At 70.4% G+C, this 21,521-nt stretch carries 21 protein-coding genes; 9 read left to right on the top strand and 12 right to left on the bottom strand.

Going from position 1 to position 21,521, the window contains the following annotated elements; all coding sequences use genetic code 11:
* Positions 1–60: 60 nt before the first annotated feature.
* A complete protein-coding gene (locus tag QRN26_RS16070; protein WP_285037533.1) occupies positions 61–1,041 on the top strand; it encodes a hypothetical protein in 981 nt (326 codons plus the stop codon).
* Between the two features lie 39 nt (positions 1,042–1,080).
* Positions 1,081–1,575, top strand: a complete 495-nt coding sequence (locus QRN26_RS16065; protein WP_285037532.1) for an NUDIX domain-containing protein — start codon at positions 1,081–1,083, stop codon at positions 1,573–1,575.
* 98 nt (positions 1,576–1,673) lie between these two features.
* Here the strand turns inward: QRN26_RS16065 and QRN26_RS16060 are convergent, their stop codons facing one another.
* Complete coding sequence (locus tag QRN26_RS16060; protein ID WP_285037531.1) at positions 1,674–2,492, bottom strand: hypothetical protein; 819 nt, start codon at positions 2,490–2,492, stop codon at positions 1,674–1,676.
* A 68-nt stretch (positions 2,493–2,560) separates the two neighbouring features.
* The gene (locus QRN26_RS16055; RefSeq protein ID WP_285037530.1) at positions 2,561–3,199 is read right to left on the bottom strand and encodes a LysE family translocator; all 639 of its coding nucleotides are present in this window, start codon (positions 3,197–3,199) and stop codon (positions 2,561–2,563) included.
* A 132-nt stretch (positions 3,200–3,331) separates the two neighbouring features.
* On the opposite strand from QRN26_RS16055, the gene QRN26_RS16050 reads away from it, so the two are divergent.
* Together QRN26_RS16050 and QRN26_RS16045 are read left to right on the top strand one after the other, a co-directional pair.
* Positions 3,332–5,332, top strand: a complete 2,001-nt coding sequence (locus QRN26_RS16050) for an ABC1 kinase family protein (protein WP_285037529.1) — start codon at positions 3,332–3,334, stop codon at positions 5,330–5,332.
* A 56-nt stretch (positions 5,333–5,388) separates the two neighbouring features.
* A complete protein-coding gene (locus QRN26_RS16045) occupies positions 5,389–6,639 on the top strand; it encodes an APC family permease (protein WP_285037527.1) in 1,251 nt (416 codons plus the stop codon).
* Positions 6,640–6,732: 93 nt separating this feature from the next.
* Here QRN26_RS16045 and QRN26_RS16040 read toward each other — a convergent pair whose 3' ends face one another.
* A complete protein-coding gene (locus tag QRN26_RS16040) occupies positions 6,733–7,383 on the bottom strand; it encodes a GntR family transcriptional regulator (protein ID WP_285037526.1) in 651 nt (216 codons plus the stop codon).
* Between the two features lie 225 nt (positions 7,384–7,608).
* Between QRN26_RS16040 and QRN26_RS16035 the strand changes: the two genes are divergently transcribed.
* Positions 7,609–8,967 carry an MFS transporter gene (locus QRN26_RS16035; RefSeq protein ID WP_285037525.1) on the top strand — a complete coding sequence of 453 codons (1,359 nt, stop codon included), beginning with the start codon at positions 7,609–7,611 and terminating at the stop codon, positions 8,965–8,967.
* A 59-nt stretch (positions 8,968–9,026) separates the two neighbouring features.
* Here the strand turns inward: QRN26_RS16035 and QRN26_RS16030 are convergent, their stop codons facing one another.
* From QRN26_RS16030 to QRN26_RS16010, 5 genes are read right to left on the bottom strand one after another with little or no spacing between them, the layout of a single operon-like run.
* On the bottom strand, positions 9,027–10,016 hold the full coding sequence (locus QRN26_RS16030) for a zinc-dependent alcohol dehydrogenase (protein WP_285037524.1): 990 nt from the start codon (positions 10,014–10,016) through the stop codon (positions 9,027–9,029).
* A gap of 31 nt (positions 10,017–10,047) precedes the next feature.
* A complete protein-coding gene (locus QRN26_RS16025; RefSeq protein WP_285037523.1) occupies positions 10,048–11,151 on the bottom strand; it encodes a transketolase family protein in 1,104 nt (367 codons plus the stop codon).
* Between the two features lies 1 nt (position 11,152).
* Positions 11,153–12,076 carry a transketolase gene (locus QRN26_RS16020; RefSeq protein WP_285037522.1) on the bottom strand — a complete coding sequence of 308 codons (924 nt, stop codon included), beginning with the start codon at positions 12,074–12,076 and terminating at the stop codon, positions 11,153–11,155.
* An 11-nt stretch (positions 12,077–12,087) separates the two neighbouring features.
* Positions 12,088–12,903: an enoyl-CoA hydratase-related protein gene (locus QRN26_RS16015; protein ID WP_285037521.1), complete on the bottom strand. Its 816-nt coding sequence runs from the start codon at positions 12,901–12,903 to the stop codon at positions 12,088–12,090.
* Positions 12,896–14,083, bottom strand: coding sequence for a CaiB/BaiF CoA transferase family protein (locus QRN26_RS16010; protein WP_285037520.1), 1,188 nt, complete (start codon positions 14,081–14,083; stop codon positions 12,896–12,898). The genes QRN26_RS16015 and QRN26_RS16010 overlap by 8 nt, the downstream gene beginning before the upstream one ends.
* Positions 14,084–14,308: 225 nt before the next feature.
* Here QRN26_RS16010 and QRN26_RS16005 point away from each other — a divergent pair, with 225 nt between their 5' ends.
* Entirely contained in the window at positions 14,309–15,331 is a 1,023-nt protein-coding gene (locus tag QRN26_RS16005) for a LacI family DNA-binding transcriptional regulator (RefSeq protein WP_285037519.1), read from the top strand.
* A 32-nt stretch (positions 15,332–15,363) separates the two neighbouring features.
* On the opposite strand, the gene QRN26_RS16000 is transcribed toward QRN26_RS16005, so the two are convergent.
* Positions 15,364–15,969, bottom strand: coding sequence for a hypothetical protein (locus QRN26_RS16000; RefSeq protein ID WP_285037518.1), 606 nt, complete (start codon positions 15,967–15,969; stop codon positions 15,364–15,366).
* Positions 15,970–16,078: 109 nt separating this feature from the next.
* Complete coding sequence (locus tag QRN26_RS15995; RefSeq protein ID WP_285037517.1) at positions 16,079–16,414, bottom strand: nuclear transport factor 2 family protein; 336 nt, start codon at positions 16,412–16,414, stop codon at positions 16,079–16,081.
* A 214-nt stretch (positions 16,415–16,628) separates the two neighbouring features.
* Here QRN26_RS15995 and QRN26_RS15990 point away from each other — a divergent pair, with 214 nt between their 5' ends.
* Positions 16,629–18,119: an HNH endonuclease signature motif containing protein gene (locus QRN26_RS15990; protein ID WP_285037516.1), complete on the top strand. Its 1,491-nt coding sequence runs from the start codon at positions 16,629–16,631 to the stop codon at positions 18,117–18,119.
* A 327-nt stretch (positions 18,120–18,446) separates the two neighbouring features.
* On the opposite strand, the gene QRN26_RS15985 is transcribed toward QRN26_RS15990, so the two are convergent.
* Positions 18,447–19,505 (bottom strand): LacI family DNA-binding transcriptional regulator, encoded by a 1,059-nt coding sequence (locus QRN26_RS15985; protein WP_285037515.1) that lies wholly within the window; start codon positions 19,503–19,505, stop codon positions 18,447–18,449.
* Between the two features lie 248 nt (positions 19,506–19,753).
* On the opposite strand from QRN26_RS15985, the gene QRN26_RS15980 reads away from it, so the two are divergent.
* The gene (locus QRN26_RS15980) at positions 19,754–20,179 is read left to right on the top strand and encodes a hypothetical protein (RefSeq protein ID WP_285037514.1); all 426 of its coding nucleotides are present in this window, start codon (positions 19,754–19,756) and stop codon (positions 20,177–20,179) included.
* Between the two features lie 35 nt (positions 20,180–20,214).
* Here QRN26_RS15980 and ykgO read toward each other — a convergent pair whose 3' ends face one another.
* Complete coding sequence (gene ykgO / locus QRN26_RS15975; protein ID WP_056010578.1) at positions 20,215–20,337, bottom strand: type B 50S ribosomal protein L36; 123 nt, start codon at positions 20,335–20,337, stop codon at positions 20,215–20,217.
* A gap of 91 nt (positions 20,338–20,428) precedes the next feature.
* Here ykgO and QRN26_RS15970 point away from each other — a divergent pair, with 91 nt between their 5' ends.
* Positions 20,429–21,520: a GTP-binding protein gene (locus QRN26_RS15970; RefSeq protein WP_285037513.1), complete on the top strand. Its 1,092-nt coding sequence runs from the start codon at positions 20,429–20,431 to the stop codon at positions 21,518–21,520.
* Position 21,521: the final 1 nt, after the last annotated feature.

Genomic DNA, 21,521 nt, shown 5'->3' with positions numbered 1-21,521 from the left:
GGAGACGTCAGCCACTGAGCCCGATCATGGTCCGACGTGGGACGATCGACCATGGCTTCCATGGATGACGCACCACGGATCGGGGACCTCGAGGTCGATGGCGGTGCACTCACCGGCGACGGCACGACACTCCCGGCGCTGGCGGACGAACTGGCTTGCGGCATCGATGAGACCACCGCCGTTGAGGCACCGTCGGATGGTTGGCGGGTGCTCCGCCGGATGGAGAGCAGTGCGGTGTACCTCGGTTCGCCGGTCGACGCGGACCACCGGACCTGGCGCGTGGCGCAGGTGCATCCGAGCGAGCAGCTTCCGCTGGTGCGCGTCCACCCGAACACCATGGACCTTCGACCGAGCCGAGCCGAGCGGCGACAGGGCTTGGAGCTGCGGTGGCCGTCGTTCGTCGCGGAGATCGCCGATCCGAGCGACCTCGTCATCGACATCGTGAACGCGGGTACCACCAGATGGACGCCGGAGAGCGAGGGGTTCCGAGCGGTCGGGGCCCTCACCGCGCCCGGCGAGACCGGATTCTCCTTCGGATGGATGGGTTCCGCGGCGGACCGCGCCGTCCCGCTCGACCCCGGCGAGGTCACCCGTGTCCCGGTGCAGCTCCAGCCGCAGTCGGGCGGCAACTCGCTGGAGCCCCGCCCCTACGACCTCCACGTCGTGGTCGTCGAACTCGGGCTACGCCTCGCCGAACCGCTCCGCGTCGAGCTGACGGCCGAGATGGTCGGTCGTCAGCTCGCCAAGCAGAATCACCACCGGGCCGACCCCGCGACCGAGCGCCGAGCCTACGACCGACAGATCGAGGCGGAGCGGCTGCGAGCCGCCGCTCGTCAGTCCTGGCCCGCGATCGCCGAGGTGATCGGGAGCGCGGTGTCGGACGACGAGGCGCTCGCCCGCATCGCAGCCGTTCTGGACTGCGAGCCGGAGCAAGCCAGGTCCGTCTACGACACCTCGCTTCGTGGGCTGGTCAGGGCGGACGCCGACCGTCGTGACGAGCAACTCCAGGAACTCATCCGCCGCCGTGACGCCCTGGGCTGACGCTTCGCCCGCGGGACCGAGCCGCCTAGACTCCCGCGCATGGGCTATGTCGGAAGCGATCTCTGGGAGCTGCGGCAGCTCGTCGGGCATCGGCTCCTCGCGCTCCCGGGTGCGCAGGTGCTCGTCCTCGACGACGACGGGAACGCCCTCTTCCAGCGCAGGGTGGACACCGGGCTGTGGGAGATCCCGGCTGGCAGCTGCGAACCGGGGAATGGGTTCGCGGCGACTGCGGTCACGGAGCTCGCCGAGGAGACCGGCCTGATCGCGGACGAGCGCGACCTCGAGCCGTTCGCCTGTCTCTCAGCCGCCAAGGACCACGTCCTCGATTACCCGAACGGAGACCGGGTCCACGCGTTCGCGATGTGCTTCGTCGCGCGCAGCTGGACCGGTTCACTGCGCGCTGAGGTGGGCGAGGTCCTCGAGTTCCGGTGGGCTCCGCTCACCGAGCCGCCGGCTCCGCTGCACGGTCCCACGGTGGAGGTCCTACGACTGTTCGCCGCGTACACGGCGTCGGGCAGGTTCCAGGCGGGCTGACCTCGGACTCGCCCTCGGCGCGGACGGCAGCCAACCCGGCCGAGACGGAGGACGACTGAGACCTCCGCGGCGAGCACGGTGACAGAAGAGGCCCCGACTCACCCCGTGCGCGGCGATGAGCCGCGCCGGTGCAGTCGGGGCAGGAACAGCGCGAGACCGAGGAAGACGACGCCGAGCACCGGAGCGACGGCACGGATCGCAGGGACCACCGGACCATCGACGTACCAGGGCAGCGGGAACCCGAGATTGGTGTTCCCCGCGGCATGCAGGGCGGCGAAGTCGAAGAGGACCACCCACTGCTGCGGGCTCGTCGACCCGTCCCGGTAGGACGGTGCGATCGCGAGGATCGAGCGGTCGTCGGTGGTGACCGATCCGCCGTCCGCACCCACCTCACCCCGGTTGATCTGCTGGTCGGTGTACTCCGGCAGGCCGTCCTCGACCGGGACGTACATGCGCCATTCGTCCCGGAGCCGGACCTCGCCGGCGGAGGGGTCCTCCTCCCCGTGAGGCGCACTCACCCTGGCGACGAATCGAACCGGCAGCTCATCGGAGCCGATGATGTCGGCCGGTTCGACGATCGGCACGCGGTCGACGACGCGTGAACGGGTGTCGACGTCCAGCAGCGTGAAGGTCCGGCCGTTGCGCGCATACGAGCCGAAGCGGGTCGTCGCCCCCTGGAACCGCTCGAGCTCGACCTCGGTTCCGTCGGCCGCCGTCACCGTGATCCGATCGGGCGCGCTGAACGCCGGCCCGTCAGCGGGGACCACCGGCATGGTGAGCCCCGCGGCGGTCGTGAACGCGAGGACCGCGATGACCCCGGAGAGCACCTGCAGCACGGAGCGCTGGTGCCGCCGCTGGCTCGTCCGTTCCGCCGACTCGCCCGCCCCGGTCTCGCTCCGCACCCGCTGATCGTCCATGCCTGTTCCCCGTTCCCCGCCGGCCACCCTAGCGGGAACACCGGTCGATCACCGGTCGAGGCGCAGCGCTACGCCTTGCTGCCCGTCAACGCGATCGTGCCACCGAGGCCGATCATCATCACGCCACCGCCCGCGGTCAGCTTCGAGAGACGCTTCGGGCTCCGCGCAAACCAGGCCCGCGCCGTCCCCGCCGAGAGCGCCCAGACGCTGTCGCTCACGAGCGCTATCGCGAAGAAGACGAGTCCGAGGATGGCCATCTGCACCGGGATCCCCCCGGAGTCGTACGCGACGAACTGCGGGAGGACGGCGACGAAGAACACGATCGTCTTCGGGTTCGTCACGCCAACGAGGAAGCCCTCGCCCAGGAGCCGTCGCGAGGACGGGCGGGCTTTCGTCGTCTCCGCGGTGCCGGTGTGGGCGTTGCGATGACGGATCGCCTGCACACCGAGGAACACGAGGTACGCGGCTCCGACGAGCTTGATGACGGTGAACACGACGACCGATTCGGCGACGATCGACCCGACGCCGAGGGAGACGAGCGCCACCGCCGGCAGCATGCCGAGGGCGTTGCCGACCACGCTGAGGACACCCGCCTTCCGCCCCAGCGCGAGCGAGCGGCCGATGACGAAGAGGATGCTCGGCCCCGGGATGACGATCAGCGCGAGCGACGCCAGGGCGAACGCCCACAGGTTGGTCGGGGGAAGCATGCGGACTCCGATGATCGGCTCGGGTGGTGAGTCGAATGTAGACGACCGACGACCGCTCGCGCGCGCTCAGCTCGGCCGGATACGCTGGCGGACGGGGCGAGTCGACCGCTCGACCGACGAGGGGGATGCCGGATGCTGACTGATGCGCTCACCATCGTGCTGGCGATCGTCTCCGCGCTCCTCCTCGGATTCGCCGCCCGTCGCGTGCTCGATGCCCCGGTCGGCTGGCCGCGCAGCATCGTCGTCGGCCTGGTGGTGTTCGTCACCGGTCCCCCGTTCGCGAGCTGGCTCGTCCAGCAGACCGGCCTCCTCCAGGACGGCCAGGCCGACGACGCCCGAGCCGCGTTCGCCGCGATCGCCGTCGCCCTCCTCGCGATCGGCTGGATCTTCGCCCTGGGTCTCGGTGTCCTCGTCGCCATCGAGGTGATCATCCCCACCCGCCCGTTGATGAACCCCATCGACGTGGTTCGCTCGGCGATCCGTCGGCGCCGCCGCACCCGCCGCTACCTGCAGATCCTCACGATCGCCTCGCGACACGGCGCCGGCTGGCTCGTGCACGGCCGATCCCGCGTGCAGCTGGAACTCACCACGAGCGAGCAGCGCGCCAACGCGATCATCGCGACGATCAACGACTCCGGCGTCACCTTCGTGAAGCTCGGGCAGGTGCTGTCCACACGCCGTGACCTCGTGCCGGAGCCGTACCTCAGCGCCCTCGCCTCCCTGCAGTCGGAGGCGACGACGCTGCCGTGGCACGAGGTCGAGGTCGTCATCGAGACCGAACTCGGCGCCCCGATCGACACGGTGTTCGCGTCCATCGACTCCGAACCGCTCGCCGCCGCCTCGGTCGCGCAGGTGCACACCGCTGAACTCCTCGACGGCACGCCCGTGGTCGTGAAGGTCCAACGTCCCGCCGCTCGGGTGCAGGTGGAAGCCGACGCCGACATCGTCGTCCGTCTGGCCGAGCGCGCCGAGACCCACACGAAGTTCGGGCAGGACCTCCGCCTCGCCTCCGTCGCCCGAGCGTTCACCTCGACCCTGCTCGAGGAGCTCGACTACCGGATCGAAGCCCGCAACGTGGAGATGATCCGCAGCACCCTGAAGCGGCGCGACGAGCACGACGACGGCGTCCGGATCACCGTCCCGCGCGTCTACCCGGCGGCGTCCGGCGCCCGCCTGCTCACCATGGACCTCGTCGACGGGCTCCCCCTCAGCCGCGCTCGCGAGCGCATCGCGACCATCCCGTTGGAGGAACGGCAGGCACTCGCGACGGGCCTCATGGAGGTCGTGCTCGAACAGATCCTCGTGCACGGTGTCTTCCACGCCGACCTGCACCCGGGGAACGTCATCCTCCGCGAGGACGGCTCGCTCGGCCTCATCGACTTCGGCGCCGTCGGTGTCATCGAGCGCAGCCAACGTCAGCGGCTCACCGCGGTGATGCTCGCGACCGTCAGCGAGGACGATATCGCCGCGACCGACGCGCTCCTCCTCATCGTGGACCTGCCGGAGGACGCCGACCTCGACGCCCTCCGCCACGACGTGGGCATCGTCATCACCACCGAACGACACCGCCCGGGCGGCGACGGTTCGATCTTCAGCCGTCTCCTGGACGTCATCCGCCAGCACCACATCGCCCTGCCCGGCGACCTCGCGGCCGCGTTCCGCAGCTTCGCGACCCTGGAGGGCTGCCTCAAGGCGCTGGACCCGGACTTCGACATGTTCGAGCAGGCGCTGCCCATGGTGCCGCGACTGCTCCGGCGTGCCCGATCGATCCGCCAGACGGCCGTGACGTTGCAGGCCCAGGCCGCGGTGTCGGCCGCGTTGGCCCGCAACTTGCCGCGCCGACTCGACGCGCTGCTCTCCGGGCTCGAGCAGGGCACGGTGGGGGTGACCTTGAAGGGCCTCGCCGACGAACCCGCGAAGGGACTCGTCCAGGGGGTGACGGCGGAGATCGTCGGCACGTTGATCTCGATCGCCGCCATGGTGATCGCCGTGGTCCTCGTCGTGACGGGTGCGGGCCCGACCCTGCCGGGCGGACTCCGCATCTTCGACCTCATCGCCGCGTTCATCGGCTTCCTCGGATTCCTCGGCCTGCTGCGCGTCCTGCGGCAGACGGTCATCCGGCGAGGCCAGTGATCGACGCGTTCTCCACGCAGACCCTGGTGTTCACCAGACCCCGCTAGCGTGATCGGGTGAGCGCCCCCGGACTGCAGCGACGACTCGGCACCAGCGCCGCCGTGTTCATCGGCCTCGGTTCGATGATGGGCGCCGGCGTGTTCGCGGTGTTCCAGCCGGCCGCCCAGGTGGCGGGTGCCGGCCTGCTCATCGGACTCCTGATCGCCGCGGTCGTCGCGTGCTGCAACGCGATGTCGTCGGCGCAACTCGCGGCCCAGCTGCCATCGGCCGGCGGCAGCTACGTCTACGGTCGTGAACTCATCGGGCCGTGGTGGGGGTTCGCCGCCGGGTGGAGCTTCGTCGTCGGGAAGACGGCGAGCGCCGCGGCGATGGCCGTCGCCTTCGCCGCCTACGCCGCGCCCGCCGAGTGGAGTCGGCCGGTCGCGGCGGTCGCGGTCGCCGTAGTGGTCGTGACCAACTGCCTGGGCGTGACCCGCACGGCGACGGCGACTCGCGTGATCGTCGTGGGTGTCCTGCTCGTGCTCGCCGTGGTCGTCGCCTCCGGGGCGTTCGGGCCGGCTGCTGGGGTGACCGGTTTCGACTCGCTCGGGTTCGATGCCGGGCCGCTCGCCGTGCTGCAGTCCGCCGGCCTGCTGTTCTTCGCGTTCGCAGGATACGCGCGCATCGCGACGCTCGGCGAGGAGGTCCGTGACCCGGCCCGGACGATCCCGCGGGCCATCGGGATCGCCTTCGCCGTGGCGGTGGTGGTCTACGCCAGCGTCGCCGTGGTGGCGTTGCTCACCCTCGGTGCCGACGGTCTGGCCCAGGCGTCACGACCACTTGCGGCCGTGGTGGAGGCGAACGGGTGGCCGTGGGCGACGACGTTCGTGCGGGTCGGGGCGGCGGCCGCCTGTCTGGGTGCACTGCTCGCCGTGTTCGCCGGCGTGGGTCGGACCGCGTTCGCGATGGCGAGGACCGGCGACCTCCCGCGGTGGCTCGACGCCGTACACCCCCGCTTCGCGACCCCGTACCGCGCAGAACTGCTCGCGGGCGCCGTCGTCATCGTGCTCGTGCTGCTCGTCGACCTCCGGAGCGCGATCGGCTTCTCATCGTTCGGCGTCCTGTTGTACTACGTGGTCGCGAACGTCGCGGCGCTGCGGCAGACGAGTGGACACCGACGGTATCCGCGGGCGGTCAGCGTGGTGGGTACGGCCGGGTGCGTGCTGCTGATGGGCACGCTGCCCCCGACGTCCGTCGCCGTCGGGAGCGCGGTGGTGTTGCTCGGGTTCGCCGGGCGGGCGATCGTGACGCCTCGACGGGCTCGGTGACCGGATCCGGTCCCTGGTCCCTGAGCGTGTCGAAGGGCCTCGCCCCGGTCCCTGAGACTGCCCCGGTCCCTGAGCCTGTCGAAGGGCGGCCCGCTACAGCTGGGCGGACAGGCGGAAGATGTTCTCGACCGCGAGCTCGGCGGCGATCGCGTCGCCGGCCTCGACCGCCTTGCGGAGCTCCGGGTAGCCCTGTCCCTTCGCGGCCCAGTCGGTCGTCTCCTCCGTGCGGGTCGCGGACGAGCGGTAGGTGAGGCCGTCGATGATGTCCTTCGTCGCCGCGACGAGGGTGGCGTTCGGGCACGCGGTGATGAAGGCGTCGAAGAGCTCCCAGCTGAGACGCCCGTGCTCGGCCATGTCGCGCTGCTCGACGACGACGATCACCTGGTTGATCGAGCGGACGAGTGCCTTCTTCTGCGTCGCGCCCAGCCCGGGGACGGTGACGCGGACGATGCCGCCGAGCATCGCGCCGAGGGTCTGCATGACCTCGGTGCGCTGGGCGGGGTCGGGCAGGGCGACGCGGGTGTAGCGCTGAGCGGCCATCTCGATGAGGCCGACGCGGGCGAGGTCGTTGAGTGCTTCGCGGATGGGGGTGCGGGAGATGCCGAGCCAGGACTGGAGTTCGCCGTCGTTGAGGTGCTCGCCGGGCTCCAGCGTGCCGTCGAAGATGGCGGTGCGGATGCGCTCGACCGCGACCTCGCGGAGGGACCGACGCTCGACGGGCGGGTTGGCTGAGGGCACGGGCATGCGGGTTCTCCTTCGTCGGCGAATGCTACGGCATCAGCGTACCGAATATCAGCGGAACCGGACCCCGTCAGTCGGTCCGATCCGAGCTCGCTGCGGTCCAGATCAGGATTGGTCCAGAAAATATGACTACGTAACCTCGACAGTCGACACGCTTCGCTCTAGCGTGGATCCCACGACGGGTCCGGTTGCGACGGGACCCCTCACGGACCACCACGAAGGAGTGACATGTCCCACCAGAACCCCCACGACCAGATCGAACTCGACTCGAGACAACAGCGCCGAAGGGCGGTGATCGGCAGCTCCGTCGGAACCGTCATCGAGTGGTACGACTTCACGCTCTACGGCCTCGCGACGGCGCTCGTGTTCGCCCCGCTGTTCTTCCCCGGCGGTGGTCAGCTGGCCGGCGTCCTCGGCGCCTTCGCCACCTTCGCCGTCGGCTTCGGAGCACGCCCCATCGGCGGCCTGATCTTCGCCCACTTCGGCGACCGCGTCGGCCGGAAGACCACCCTGCTCGTCACGCTGCTCATGATGGGCACGGCCACGACGCTCATCGGCCTGCTGCCGACGGCGGAGACCATCGGTGCCTGGGCGCCCATCATCCTCATCATTCTGCGCATCTTCCAGGGTGCCGGCGCCGGTGCCGAGTTCGCCGGGGCGATGACCATGGCCAGCGAGTCCTCGGATGTGAAGAACCGGGCGTTCACCGCAGGGTTCCCCGGCGCAGCGGTGTACGTCGGGATGGCGCTCGCCACCGGGGCGTTCGCGCTCCTCACCATGCTCCCGGTCGAGCAGTTCCAGGCCTGGGGATGGCGCATCCCGTTCATCGCGAGCGTCGTCATCGTCGCGTTCGCCCTGTACTTCCGCCTCCGCGTGAAGGAGACCGCGGCGTTCGAAGCGGTCGAGCGCGACGGGGAGATCCGTCGGGCTCCGCTTGTCCAGGCCGTGCGCGGACACTGGCGGGTGCTGCTCTCCGGAATGGCGATCTTCGTCTTCGCCCTGCCGTGGACGTACGTCGTCGGTACGTTCTCGGTCTCCTACGTCACCGGCACGCTCACGGTCGCACCGACCGTCGCACTCACCGGCCTCATCATCGCGCAGCTCATCACCGTGCCCGCCGTGCTGCTCTTCGGCAAGCTCGCCGACCGCATCGGCCGGAAGCCGGTCCTCATCGCGACGGCGATCTTCGGGATCGTCTACGCGTTCCCGATGTTCCTCCTCTTCCAGACGGAGAGTTCCGTGCTGGTCGGCATCGCCCTCATCCTCGGCCTCGCCATCGTGCAAGGCGCGACGATCGGGGTCTCGGCGGCGATGCTCGCCGAGCTCTTCCCGACCTCCATGCGGTGGAGCGGTATCGCGATCTCGCGGGAGATCCCGGTCGCGATCGTCGGCGGAACGGCGCCACTGGTCGCGACGGCCCTCGTCGCGGCGAGCGGCGGCGCCCCCTGGCTCGTCGCGCTCTACCTCATCGTCCTCAGCGTGATCGGGTTGATCGGCATCATCGCCCTCCCGGAGACGCTGCACCGCGAGATCCCCTCGGCGGACGCGACGACGGGCACGCGGACGAAGAGCGCGACCGAGGCGTGAGATCCGTCGGGTGGGTGGCGCGAGCCGCCCACCCGGCGGTGGCTCGCCCAGCCGTGTCCTCAGGGGATCAGCAACATCTTGATCGCCGGGGAGCGACGCCCGACCAGGTCGTCGAACGCAGCGACGGCGTCATCGAGCGGCCGTCGGTCGAACAGGAGGCCGAGCGACGCCGCGTCGGTCGGCAGCAGCCCCTCGGCGAGGAGCCGGAGGGCCGCTTCGAAGTCGGTCCGCGAGTACATGTGGGATCCGAGGATCGTCCGCTCCTGGCGCTGCAACAGCATCCCGTCGAACGACAGCTCCGGTGCGGCCACCCCCACGAGCACCAGGGAACCGCCCGCGGCGACCAGGCCGAGCAATCGTTCCGACAGAGCGCCGCCGACGCAGTCGAAGACGACGTCGAACTCGGCCGCGGCCGGGCCGTCGTCCGGCGTTGCGTCGACGACCGGAATCCCGAAGTGGGTGACGATCTCCTGCCGCGAGGTGACGGGTTCGACGAGGGTGACCGAGCGAGCACCGTCGGCGCGGATGCACAGCGCGACGAGGAGCCCGATCGGCCCTCCGCCGACGACGAGCACCTCGGCGTCTGCCACGTCGACGCGCGAGACGGCGTGCCTGGCGACGGCGAGCGGTTCGACGATCGGGGCAATCGAGGCCGGGACGTCCTCCGGCACGATCACGAGCGACGCCGCCGGGACGGTCACCTCGTCGGCCGCTCCCCCGTCGACCTGCCCGCCGATCAGTCGCATGTCGGCACACAGTCGCTGATGGCCGCGTCGACACTGGCGGCAGACGCCGCAGCCGAGCTGCGGGAGGACCGCGACGCGCCGGCCGAGCATCTCGTCCGCGCCGTCACCGACGGCCGACACGATGCCGACGATCTCATGGCCCGGGACGATCGGCGGCCGGATGACCGGGTGGTGGCCCGCGAACATGGTGGCGTCCGATCCGCACAGCCCGCAGCTCTCGACCCGGACGACAGCCTCGCCCGCGCCGGGTTCGACCGGCGCGACCGTCTCGACGACGACGCGCCCGGCGTCCACGATCCGCACCCGCCTCCGTAGGCGCGCCGGCAACGGGGACTCAGGCAAAGGTGATCTCCGGCTTGCGGAGCGCATCGGCCGCCTGCTGCTCCGCGAGCACCCTGGACCGGTCGGCCTCCTCCCACAGCGGAATCGTGCGGTCACGCGGCGCCCGGTCGGACACGCGCTCGACGACCGTCGCGATTCCCTCGGCGTCGAGGCCGTAGTAGCGGTACAGGTGCGTCGGGGGACCGAAGATCGCGAAGTCTTGCAACCCGTGTCGGTACACGGGCACGCCGACGTCGAGGTCCGCGAGCGCGGTGAGGACGCTGGTGCCCAGGCCACCGTCGACCACGTGGTCCTCGACGACGACGACCGCGTCGTGCTGCGCGGCGAGGTCCGCGACCGCCTGCGCCGGGAACGGCCGGATCGTGTGGAGGTCGACGACGGTGACCTCCAGACGGCCGTCCGCGCGGAGGGCGTCCGCCGCGTCGCGTGCCGCGTGGACCGTGATCCCGCTGGCGACGACGAGGACGCCGGAGCCGCGCCGGACGACGGTCGGCTCCCCGAACACCACCTCGGACGTCGCCTCGTAGACGTCCGGTCCGCTCGCGCCGCGCCCCAGTCGGAAGTAGACCGGTCCTGGCAGGTCGACCGTGCCTCGGATGAGCGCCTCGGTCGCCACGAGGTCGGCCGGCGAGACGACCGTGAGGTTCGGGATCGAACGGAGCGCCCCGATGTCCTCGATCGCATGGTGGGAGGAGCCGAAGTACCCCATCGAGATGCCCGTGTGGGTGCCGATGGTCCGGACCGGGAGGTTGGTGTACGCGTGGTCGTTCCGGATCACGTCGAGACTCTGCATGCTCGCGAACGCCGAGAACGTCGACATGTAGGGGACCGCGCCACAGGAGGCGAGTCCGGCGGCGATGCCAAGCAGGTTGCGCTCGGCGATGCCCGCCTGGATGAACCGGTCGGGGTGCCTGGCCGGGAAGTCCGCGAGGAACGTCGACCAGGTGAGGTCGGCACTGCCCGCCATGATGCGCGGGTCCTCATCGGCGAGGTCGGCGAGGATCGACCCGATGGAGCGCGTCGGGTATCCGGCGCGTCCTTCGTGATCGTAGGAGCTCGGGTCGGTGAGGACCGTGGTTCGTCTCTCGAGCGGCATGTCAGTGGCCTTCCTCGGTCGCGACCAGACGGGGAGCGGCGTGATCGTCGGTGGGCTCCTCGACACGGGTGCCGAGCTGTTCCAGCGCGGTGGCGAGGTCCGAACCGCCGAGGTACCCGATGTGCCATTCGGCCATGCCCTCGATCGCCGGGATGCCCTTGCCCGCGACGGTGTCGGCGACGAGGACGGTCGGCGCGCCGCCGGCCGCGTGCCGCTCCTCGAAGCGGGCGAGGGCGGCGTCGATCGCGTCGGCGTCGTGCCCGTCGATGCGCTCGACCGCCCAGCCGAAAGCAGCCCACTTGTCGCCGATGGGCTCGTAGTCGAGCACCTCCCGGGTGGTCCCGTCGACGCAGACCGTGTTGACGTCGACGATGGCGACGAGCCCCGACAGCCGGTTGGCGCCCGCGTAGCCTGCGGCCTCCCAGATCTGGCCCTCGTTCAACTCGCCGTCACCGACGATCGCGACCGTGCGGGCGCCGTCACCGCGGAGCCGTGCGTGCACCGCCATGCCGACCGCGATCGACAGCCCGTGCCCGAGCGCGCCGGAGGAGAAGTCGATCCCGGCGACCTTCTTCATGTCGGGGTGATCGCCGTAGGCAGTGCCGAGTCGCGTGTACGTGCGCAGCTCCTCGGCCGGGAAGAAGCCGAGGTCGGCCAGGACGGCGTAGAGCGCGGAGCAGGCGTGTCCCTTGCTCAGCACCAGTCGGTCGCGGTCGAGCCGTCCGGCGTCGCCCGGGTCCACGCGCAGAAAGCCCGAGTAAAGGGCCGCGAGCAGGTCGGTGCAGGACAGACTCGGGCCGTAGTGACCACTGCCCGCGATCTCCGCCTCGAGGAGGACGATCCGCCGGATGTGCGCGGCGAACGCCTCACGCGACCGCGTCGGGCTCGCCCCTCTGGTCGGTCTGGTCGGTGTGTCGATGCTCACGGTGGTCCTCTCTACCTGCCGGTCCAGCGGGGTTCGCGCTTCTCGACGAAGGCGCGCACGCCCTCCTCGGCGTCTGCGGAATGCAACAGTTCGGCGTCGATGGACGCGATGCGGTCCCAGTCGTCCGCCTCGCGCACGGAGCCGTCGTGGTCGACACCCAGGAGCGAGCGCTTGCTGGCGCGCACGGACAACGGGGAGTTCCGGTTGATCAGGGCGGCGAGTTCCAGGGCCGCATCGAGGACCTCGCCGTCGGCGACGACCCGGTTGACGAGGCCGAGTTCGAGCGCCCGGTCCGCGCTGATCGGTGCGGCCGTGTACAGGAGCTCGGCGGCGAGTTTCGGCGGGATCTCCCGGCCGATGCGGAACGCGCCCCCGGCTGCCGCCATCTTCCCGACGCGGGCCTCGGGGAACCCGAAGACGGCCGAGGAGGCGGCGATCGCGAGGTCGCAGTGGAGCACGATCTCGAAGCCGCCGCCGAGGGCGAGGCCGTTGACCGCTGCGATGACGGGTTTGCCGAGGTCGTGCCGCACGAATCCGGCGAAGCCGAGGTGCTCGCGTTTGGGGTCGTGGACGCCCTCACCCCGGAAGACGGCCTTGAGGTCGGCCCCGGCACTGAACGCCCGGTCGCCGGCACCGGTCAGGACGATCGTCCAGACCTCCGGATCCTCCTCGGCACGGGCCATCGCGTCAGCCAGCCCCGCGGCCGCCCGCGCGTCGACGGCGTTCCGCACCTCGGGTCGGTTGATCGTGATGACGGCCGTCCGACCGTCGACCCTGGACAGGACGACCGGTTCGGTCGACGGCGAGCTGGTGGTCGGTTCACCCACGGAGCACCCCCTTGGTGAGCAGCGATTCGATTTCGTCGGGACGCAGCGACCCGAACTCCTCCGCGATGCTCCTGGTGTCCGCACCGAGGAGCGGAGGGGCGTCGAACCGGTCCGTCGTCTGCGACGAGAACGCGATCGGTGGCCCGACGAGGGTGATCTCACCGGCGAGCGGGTGCTGCACGGTCCGGAACATGCCGTTGTGCACCACCTGCGGGTCCTTCGGGACGTCCGCGAAGTCGTTGACGGGTGCGCACCAGACGTCGTGGGTGAGCAGTTCGTCGAGGAGGTCGTCGCGCGTCCATTCGGCGGTCTTGGCGTCGAGGAGTCCCTTGATGCGCTCACGGCCGGTCATGACGTTCTTCGACTCCTCCCCAAGGAGTTCGGGGATGTCGAGCACCTCCGCGAGCAGCTTCACAGGGTTCATCGCGATCGCGATCCAGCCGTCCAGGGTGGGGTAGACGCCGTAGGGGGCGCCGGTGAACGCGTTGCCGGCTCCGTCACCCGGCCTCGTCGGCGGTTCCGCGCTGGCCAGGGTGGCGACGAACTCCTGCGTCTGGACGGCGATGATGCTGTTGAGGAGCGAGACGTCGACCCGTTGGCCAAGCCCGGTGCGCGAGCGCTCCACGACGGCGGCGAGGGCGCCGTAGACGATGTGGAGGCTGGCCGAGACGTCGGCGATGCTGATGCCGACGGGGACGGGTGGGTCGTCGATGTTCCCCTGCAGGTTCGGCAGTCCGGCGACCGACTGGGCGAGGAGGTCCTGGCCCGGCCGTTTCGCATACGGTCCGTCGACGCCGAAGCCGCAGGACGCCACGTAGACCAGACCGGGGTTGTCGACCTTCGACGCCTCGTAGCCGATGCCGAGGCGGTCCATGACACCCGGCCGGAAGTTCTCGACGACGATGTCGGCCCGCGCAATGATCCGGCGGGCGAGCTCCAGGCCTTCCGGCGACTTCAGGTCGATCGCGATCGACTCCTTGTTGCGGTTGAACGCCAGGTAGCTGATCGACTCCCCACCCGGGTAGGCGTTGAGCATCGCGTAGGAGCGGGTCCAGTCGCCGCCGAGCGGTTCGATCTTGATCACGCGGGCACCGAGGTCGGCCATCGCCTGGGTGGCGAAGGGCCCCTGGAGCAGTTGCGAGAAGTCGGCGATGACGAGGCCGTCGAGGGGCCCGCTCACTGTGCTGGTCCGAGGGTGCGCATCGTGTCTCCATTGCTGCATCGAAATGGTGGTCCTAAAATGGTTACGTATTCATGACGCCCTGTCAAGCCACGCCGACCGCCACGCCGCGACTCGCCCGACCCGCGGCCGTGGAGCACGCGCGGGCGACGACCGGCGACTCCGTGCTGGCCGACGGACGAGCCGGTCGCCTACGATGAACACCGGGCGCGAGGGAGCACAGACATGCCGAAAGGGTCTCGTGGAGTCACGAGCATCGACGTCGCGAAGGCTGCCGGCGTGTCGCAGACGACCGTGTCGCGGGTGCTCAACGGCCACCCGAGCGTGTCGCCCAAGATGCACACGCAGGTGCAGGACGCGATCGCGCGACTCGGCTACCGGCCCAACCTGAGCGCGCGAAGCCTCGTCACGAGTCGCACGCAGACGGTCGGCGTCGTCCTCGGCGACCCGACGAACAGCTACTACGCGGAGCTCCTGCAGACCGTCAGCGAGGAGTTGCGTCGGGCCGGCTACCGCACCCTCATGCTCAGCGACCGCCTCGGTGGCGTCGAGGACCTGGCGACGATCCTGTGGGAGAGCGACGTCGACGGCGTCATCGTGACGACCACGCTCCTGTCGCCTGAGGACGAGGCCAGGCTCGTGTCCCTCGACGTGCCCGCCGTCACGATGGGACCGGACGCCCTGCCGGACGCCGACTCGATCTCACCCGACAACCTCACGGGCGGACGCATCGCGGCGGCCCACCTCCTCGACCTCGGGCACGAGCGCATCGGCGTGATCGCGGGCCCGCTGGACGCCGCCTCGGTGCGCGACCGCCACGCGGGCTTCCTCGCCGAGCTCGACGCGCGAGGCATCGGACTCGACGCATCGCTCCTCGACGTCGGCGACCTGGAGTACGACCGCGCCTACACGGCCGCGACGAGCATGCTCCGACGCGAGGACGCCCCGACAGCCGTGTTCTGCCACAACGACCTGCTCGCCTTCGCCTCACTGAACGCGGCTGCGGCGCTCGGTTTGTCCGTGCCCGGCGACGTCTCCGTCCTCGGATTCGACGACGTCCGGATGGCCGCCTGGGAGTCGTTCCGACTCACGACGATCCGGCAGCCGATCCGGGAGATGGCGGTCGGCGCGGTCGAGTCCCTGCTCGCGCGGTTCCGGCAGCCGGAGCAGGACGTCTCACGCATCACCCTGCCGTGCCTGCTGGTCGAACGCGCGACCACCGGCGCCCCGCGATCGCCCTCGAACTGAGTCGCCGGGACGCACGCGGATCTGCCGCGGGGTCAGTCCTTCGGGATGAGGGGGATGATGTCGCGGCTCGGCGGCACGACCTCGCCGCTCTTGCTCCCCCCGATGACCTTGCCCTCCCGACGGTCGTAGACGAGGTCGAATTCCGTCTCATCGGTCCGCACCCACGCGCCGATCCAACCCGTGGCCGTCTCGCCGGCGGGCGTCGCCTGCAGCTGCGTGTAGCCCGCGGTCGACATCGGCTTCTTCAGCTCTTCAGGGGTTCCGAGGCCGAGCGTCACGGCGTCGAGGTTGACCGCGCGGGTGGTGACGGAGACGCGATACGGGAAGACGCTGCCACCGTACTCGTCGCCGGCCTCGAGGCGGACCTGGACGAGGAGCGGCCGCAGCCCGGAGCTGGTGCCCTCCGGCACTGGGAAGTCGTCCACGATCGCGAGGGCGGTCACGGTGGTGCCGTCGACCTCGTCGGTGAGCGTGCGCTCCTGGAGCGGGGTGCTCGGCGGCTGCGACACGGACGGCGTCGCCGAAGCCGAGACAGGCCGATCCTCTGCCGAGGGAGCGCCGGCGGAGCAGCCGCCGAGGGCGAGGGCGGTGACCGCGAGAGCCGCAGCCAGGGTCGTTCGGCGAGAACTGATGTGCATGACTCAATGCTGTCAGACGAGTGTCGCGAGGTGATCGGGGCAGCCCCCGATCACCCCCAGGAGCCCGCCGCTTCGGACTGGCGGCACGAGTACCTCCGCCGGCCGGACCTCACACGGCACCGCCGAAGTACACCTCGACCTCGCGCACGGCACCGTCGACCACACGGGTCGCCTCCACGTTCCGGAAGGTCGTGGCGTCGACGAGGTACTCGTACCGGTGGAGGACGATGCCGTCGGTCTCGACGATCTGCAGTGTGACGCTCGGGGCGTCGAAGTGGCCGGCGCTCGGGAAGCAGCGCTCGAACCAGGCGGCACGGTCGAGGTGATCGTCCTGCGGGCTGGTGAAGACGAAGTCCTCGTGGATGAGCGCCTCGGCTGCGGCTCGGTCCTGCTCGTGGAAGGCCCGCATGAGCGCGAGAACCGTGTCGATCGCCGATGAACGCATGCGGGGAGTGTACGCCCGGGCACGGCACCAGCCGAAGGGCGTTCCCGGCCTCGTTCCCCGTCCAAGCGCGACTCCGGTCCCTGAGCTTGTCGAAGGGCGATCCCTGGGCCCGTCGATGCACCCATGACCAGACCCCATCTGTCGGATAAATACCCAGATCAGAAGAACATTCCTCACCCGCGCCAGTGTCAGTGGTCCGTGTTTGGATGGAACCATGACCAGCACCGCACCGAACCCCCTCGCCGCCGCCGCGGCCGGGTTCGATGCCGTGTGGCACGGCGCGCTCGACGCGATCCGTGCCGGGACGGGTACTGCGGAGCAGCTCGAGAACATGAACGGCGAGGCCCTGTTCCGGGTCCTCGACGAACTCGGGGCCGTGCAGCACGCAGTCGAGGTGCTCGCCGCACGGGTCACCGGAGCGATCGCCCTCCGGCCGTCGCCCACGGGCCGCGACGGGTCACTCGTCCGCGCCGCCGGTTACGCCAACCCTGGCGTGATGGTGTCCGAGCGGTGGCGGGTCTCCCGCGCCCGCGGTTCGGTCATCGCGGAGGTCGGCGCGGCGATCACGCAGCCGCGTGGGCTCCTCGGCGAGCTGGAGGAGTGCCCCTTCCCAGACATCGCCGCGGCCCTCGACGCGCCGAGCTGCCTCGCCGACCCGTCGGCCGCGGTCGACGTCGCGACCGCCGACACGCCTTCCGGCCAAACGCCCGGCACACCGCCCGCCCCGCTCAGCGTCGACGGCGCCTCCGTCATCGTCCGGGAGCTTCGGAACGCCGGCCGCATCTGCGCCACCGCCGAACTTCAGGCGGCGTCAGTCATCGCCATCGAGCACGCCGCCAACGCACCCCTGCAGGACGTCGTCCGCATCGCGAAACTCGTCCGCACCCGCCTCGACCAGGACGGCCGCGAACCCCGCGACGAACTCCTCCGCCGAGCCGAACGCGCCACCCTCCGAGAACTGCCCTCCGGCATGACCCTCCTCCGCGCCGAACTCGCCCCAGAAAGCGCCGCCTTCGTCCGCGCCGGCCTCGACGCCCTCATCAGCGCCGGACTGCGCCGACCGTCCTTCGTGGACACCGACACCGCCGGCGATCAGCCCGACGGATCCGGCACCCCCATGCCGGAGGGCCCGTCGGTGATCCCCACCGACCGACGCCGCGCCATCGCCCTCACCGAGATCTTCCGCCAGGCGGCCGGATGCTCCGGCGCCGCAACCGAGCTCGCACCCGTGTCCGTCGTCATCCGCGTCGACCACGACACCCTTGAAACCGGCGTCGGCTCAGCCAGCATCGACGGCATCGAAGAACCCATCGGTGCCGGCGCCCTCCGCCGCCTCGCCGCGGACGCGAAACTCATCCCCATGGTCCTCGGCGGGCCGTCCCAGGTCCTCGACCTCGGCATGGGCGCCCGCCTGTTCTCCCGAGCCCAGAAAGTCGCCCTCGCCGAACGCGACGGCGGCTGCGCCTGGACCGGCTGCACCCACCCACCATCCTTCACCGAAGCCCACCACCTCGACTGGTGGTCAACCGGCGGCCCCACCAACCTCGACAACGGCATCCTCCTCTGCCCCTTCCACCACCACCGCATCCACGACGACCACTGGAACATCCAGGTGCGCGACGGCATCCCCTGGTTCATCCCACCAGGCACCATCGACCGACACCGCACCCCCATCCGCGGCGGACGCATCCGCCTCGCCGCCTGACACACAGTGCGTGGCACCCGCCTGCCCACAGGCAACCACGCCGCCCTTCGACAAGCTCAGGGACCAGGGACGACCAGTCGGGGGCGGTGCCGTCCTGGGGCCGGTATCGAACTCGGGAACCGGGGACGCTTGCCGGGGAACGGAGCCGCTCTCCGAAACCGGACCACCCGGTCCCTGAGCCTGTCGAAGGGCACACGGAGGACATCCCGCCCTTCGACAAGCTCAGGGACCAGGTTGCGCTCAAGGACCGGCGCTGCACTCAAGGACCAGCGCTGCACTCAGGGACCAGGGTTGCGCCCAGGGACCAGCGGTGGTCGCCGTCAGCCCTCAGCGCGCGACGCCCACCTCGGCGGTCGACGCACGCACCACGAGCCGCGGCACCGAACGCACCGTGCCGACGGAGTCGGCCTCGGTCAGCACCTCCAGCAGTGTCGACATGATCGTCCGGCCGAGCTCGGGGAAGTCCTGCCGCATCGTCGTCAACGGTGGCGCGAAATGCTCCGCCTCGGGAATGTCGTCGAACCCCACGACACTCACGTCGTCCGGCACCCGGAGCCCGCGCTCGGTCAGCGCGTGGATCACGCCGAGCGCCATCTGGTCGTTCGCCGCGAACACCGCCGTGAACGACGACCCCGCACCGGTCGGACCGTCGCCGGCGCCCCGACTCGCGACGAGCTCCCGCCCCAACCGGAATCCACTCGCCGGCGTCCAGTCCCCGAGGAGCGGTTCGCGAGCCACAAGGCCGTGCTGCGACAGCGCATCCCGCCACCCGCGCACCCGCTCGAGGGCGTCCACCGAATCCGCCGGTCCGGCGAGATGCGCGATCCGCCGGTGCCCGAGCCCGACGAGATGGTCGACCAGGATCCGTGCCCCCTGGTACTGGTCGATGGAGACACTGTGGAACCCGTCGTGGCGACTCGATTCGACCGCGACGAGTGGCACCCCCAGGTCGATGCCACGCACCGCGTCGAGCGCTTCGCGATGTGCGGCGATGAGCACGATGGCTTCCACGTTCTGCCGCAACAACAACTCGACCGCTTGCCGCAGCGACGCCGGATCCGACTCGAGCATGCTCGCCATGCTCACCGCATACCGGGCGTCCCGCGCGGCCTCGTTGAAGCCGAGCGCCGTACTCGACGGCCCGTAGTCCGGCCCGCCGGTCGTGATGAGCCCGATCGTCCGCGATCGACGGGTGACGAGGGAACGCGCCGCCTGCGACGGCGTGTACCGCAGCTGCGAGATCGCCTGCTCGACCCGCAGCCGCGTCGCAGGACGCACGTTCGGGAGGTCGTTGAGCACGCGCGACACCGTCTGATGTGAGACACCGGCGAGCCGCGCGACGTCGAAGATGGTCGCGACCCGTGCCTTCTCGTCGTCGTTACCCACCAGTGCTGCCGGCTCCCACCTGACGACGTCCGTCCGCCGCTCTCTCAGAGCAGCGTATCCGGCGATCGCGGGCGTGATCGCGCGATCAGCGCCGTCCACAGCGGTTCAGCGGCTCAGCAGCTCAGCGGCCAACGCGCATGGGCAGGGCTCCCCATCGCCCAGGGGCGGAGCCGACGGTAGCGTGAACGACGTCGCGGACGGCCGCCGCGCCATCCGAACCCGGCGTCGCCCCCTCAAGAGGAGCTCACATGATCATCTGGACCCGCTGGGGCATCGTCGTCTTCCTCATCTTCGGCCTCTCCGTCGGCGCCGGATTCCTCATCAAGGCGATCACGGTGCCGAACCTCGACGACAGCGCACCGCAGACGGGCGTCTTCGTCGGCATCGGATTCCTCCTCGGTGCCATCGCATGCTGGGCCTTCGGGAAGTACGCGCTGGCCAAGCTGGACGCCCCGCGCCCGGTCGTCGTCTGGCAGCAGCTCGCGCAGCCGTACGTCAACGAGCACGGCCTGACGGTGAAGCAGGAGGCCGTGCCGGTGCTCCACCCGCAGACCGGCGAACAGCTCTACAGTCGCCCGAGCTCGACCCTGTTCTTCATCCCGGTGCGCTTCTGGGCGTTCATCATCGCGGCGATCGGTGTGGTCGCGATCGTCGTGGGGTTCGTCTCCAGCTGAGCGAGCGGTTCGTCTCCAGCTGAGCGAGCGGGCGGTCAGCCCTGGCGGCCCTTCCAACGCGGGTTCAGCTTGTTGATCACGAAGACCCGCCCGCGGCGTCGGACGATCTGTGAGCCCGGCTTGTCCTTCAGTGACTTGAGTGATGCGCGGACCTTCATGGTGGCCTCCCGTGGTGATGATGCGTGCTAACTTGTTGAGAACGATTCTCAACAAAAGCCACCGTAGCACCACTGTTCAGGAGAGCCAGCCGTGACCCGCACCAGCGCCCCGTTGTTGACCGTGACCCTCGTCCTCGGCACCTGCCCACCGGAACGCCGCACCGTCGCCCGCCAGATCACCGGCTCCTCGTCCGCCCTCGTCTCGATCGAACGGTCCGACCTCGGCGAGAGCGCCCACGCCGAGGTCGACGACGCGATCGAGGCGATCGTGCGGCACCCGCTCGCGCCGCGACATCTCGTCCTCGACTGCGGGAGCACGGTCCGTCCCGTCGACGCGGTCTCCGCGGTCCTCGGGCATCAGGACGAGGCGTTCCTCGACGCGGTGGTGACGGTCGTCGACGCCGCACACCTCCTGCGCGACCTGCACGACGACGAGTACGTGACCCACGAAGACGACGACGGCGACACCGTTTACACCGCCCGGTCCATGATCACCGTCGAGCACATCGAGTACGCCGACACCATCGCCGTCGCCGGGCGGCGCGGCGTCACCCACGCACAGCTCGCCGTGCTGCTCGCCCTGCTCAGCCACCTGAACCCGACGGCGCTCACCCGACTGGTGGAACCCGTCGCGACCCGCCCTCGGGCGACCCCCGGGGTCTCGGCGACGGCAGGGAGCCGCCAGCCGCTCGCGCGCTACCGCGACTCGCCGTTCGACCTCGAGCGCTTCACCACCTCACCCGGATGGATCGCGATGCTGAACGGCGAGCACCGCCCGTGGGTCGACCACGAGCGCGTGACCACCCTCCGGTTCGAGAGCCCTCGGCCGATGCACCCGGAGCGCCTGCTCGCCTGCTTCGACGGCCCCATCGAGTCCGGGGACCTCGGGCAGGTGATCCGCACGGCGGGCTTCCTCGCCCTCGCGACCCGGGCGTCGCGGGTCGGCGTCTTCCAGCACGTCGGTTCGATGATCGACCTGGAACCGACCTCGTTCGAGACGAGCGATCCGGGGGCTCCGCTCGGGCAGGAGCTCGTCATCACCGGGATCGACCTCGACGAAGCTGCGATCACCGCCGCCCTGCACGGATGCACGCTCACGGACGCGGAGCTGCTCGCCGGTCCGGCGGCTTGGGCCCGCTACCCCGACGCCTTCACGCCGTGGAGCTCGACGCACGAGCACTGAG

Origin of the sequence: Plantibacter sp. ME-Dv--P-095, from assembly GCF_030209365.1 — a bacterium.
In the GTDB taxonomy this organism is placed as follows: Bacteria; Actinomycetota; Actinomycetes; order Actinomycetales; family Microbacteriaceae; genus Plantibacter.
Note: the sequence above shows the minus strand (reverse complement) of the source record. Positions and strands in the feature narration are given on the sequence as shown.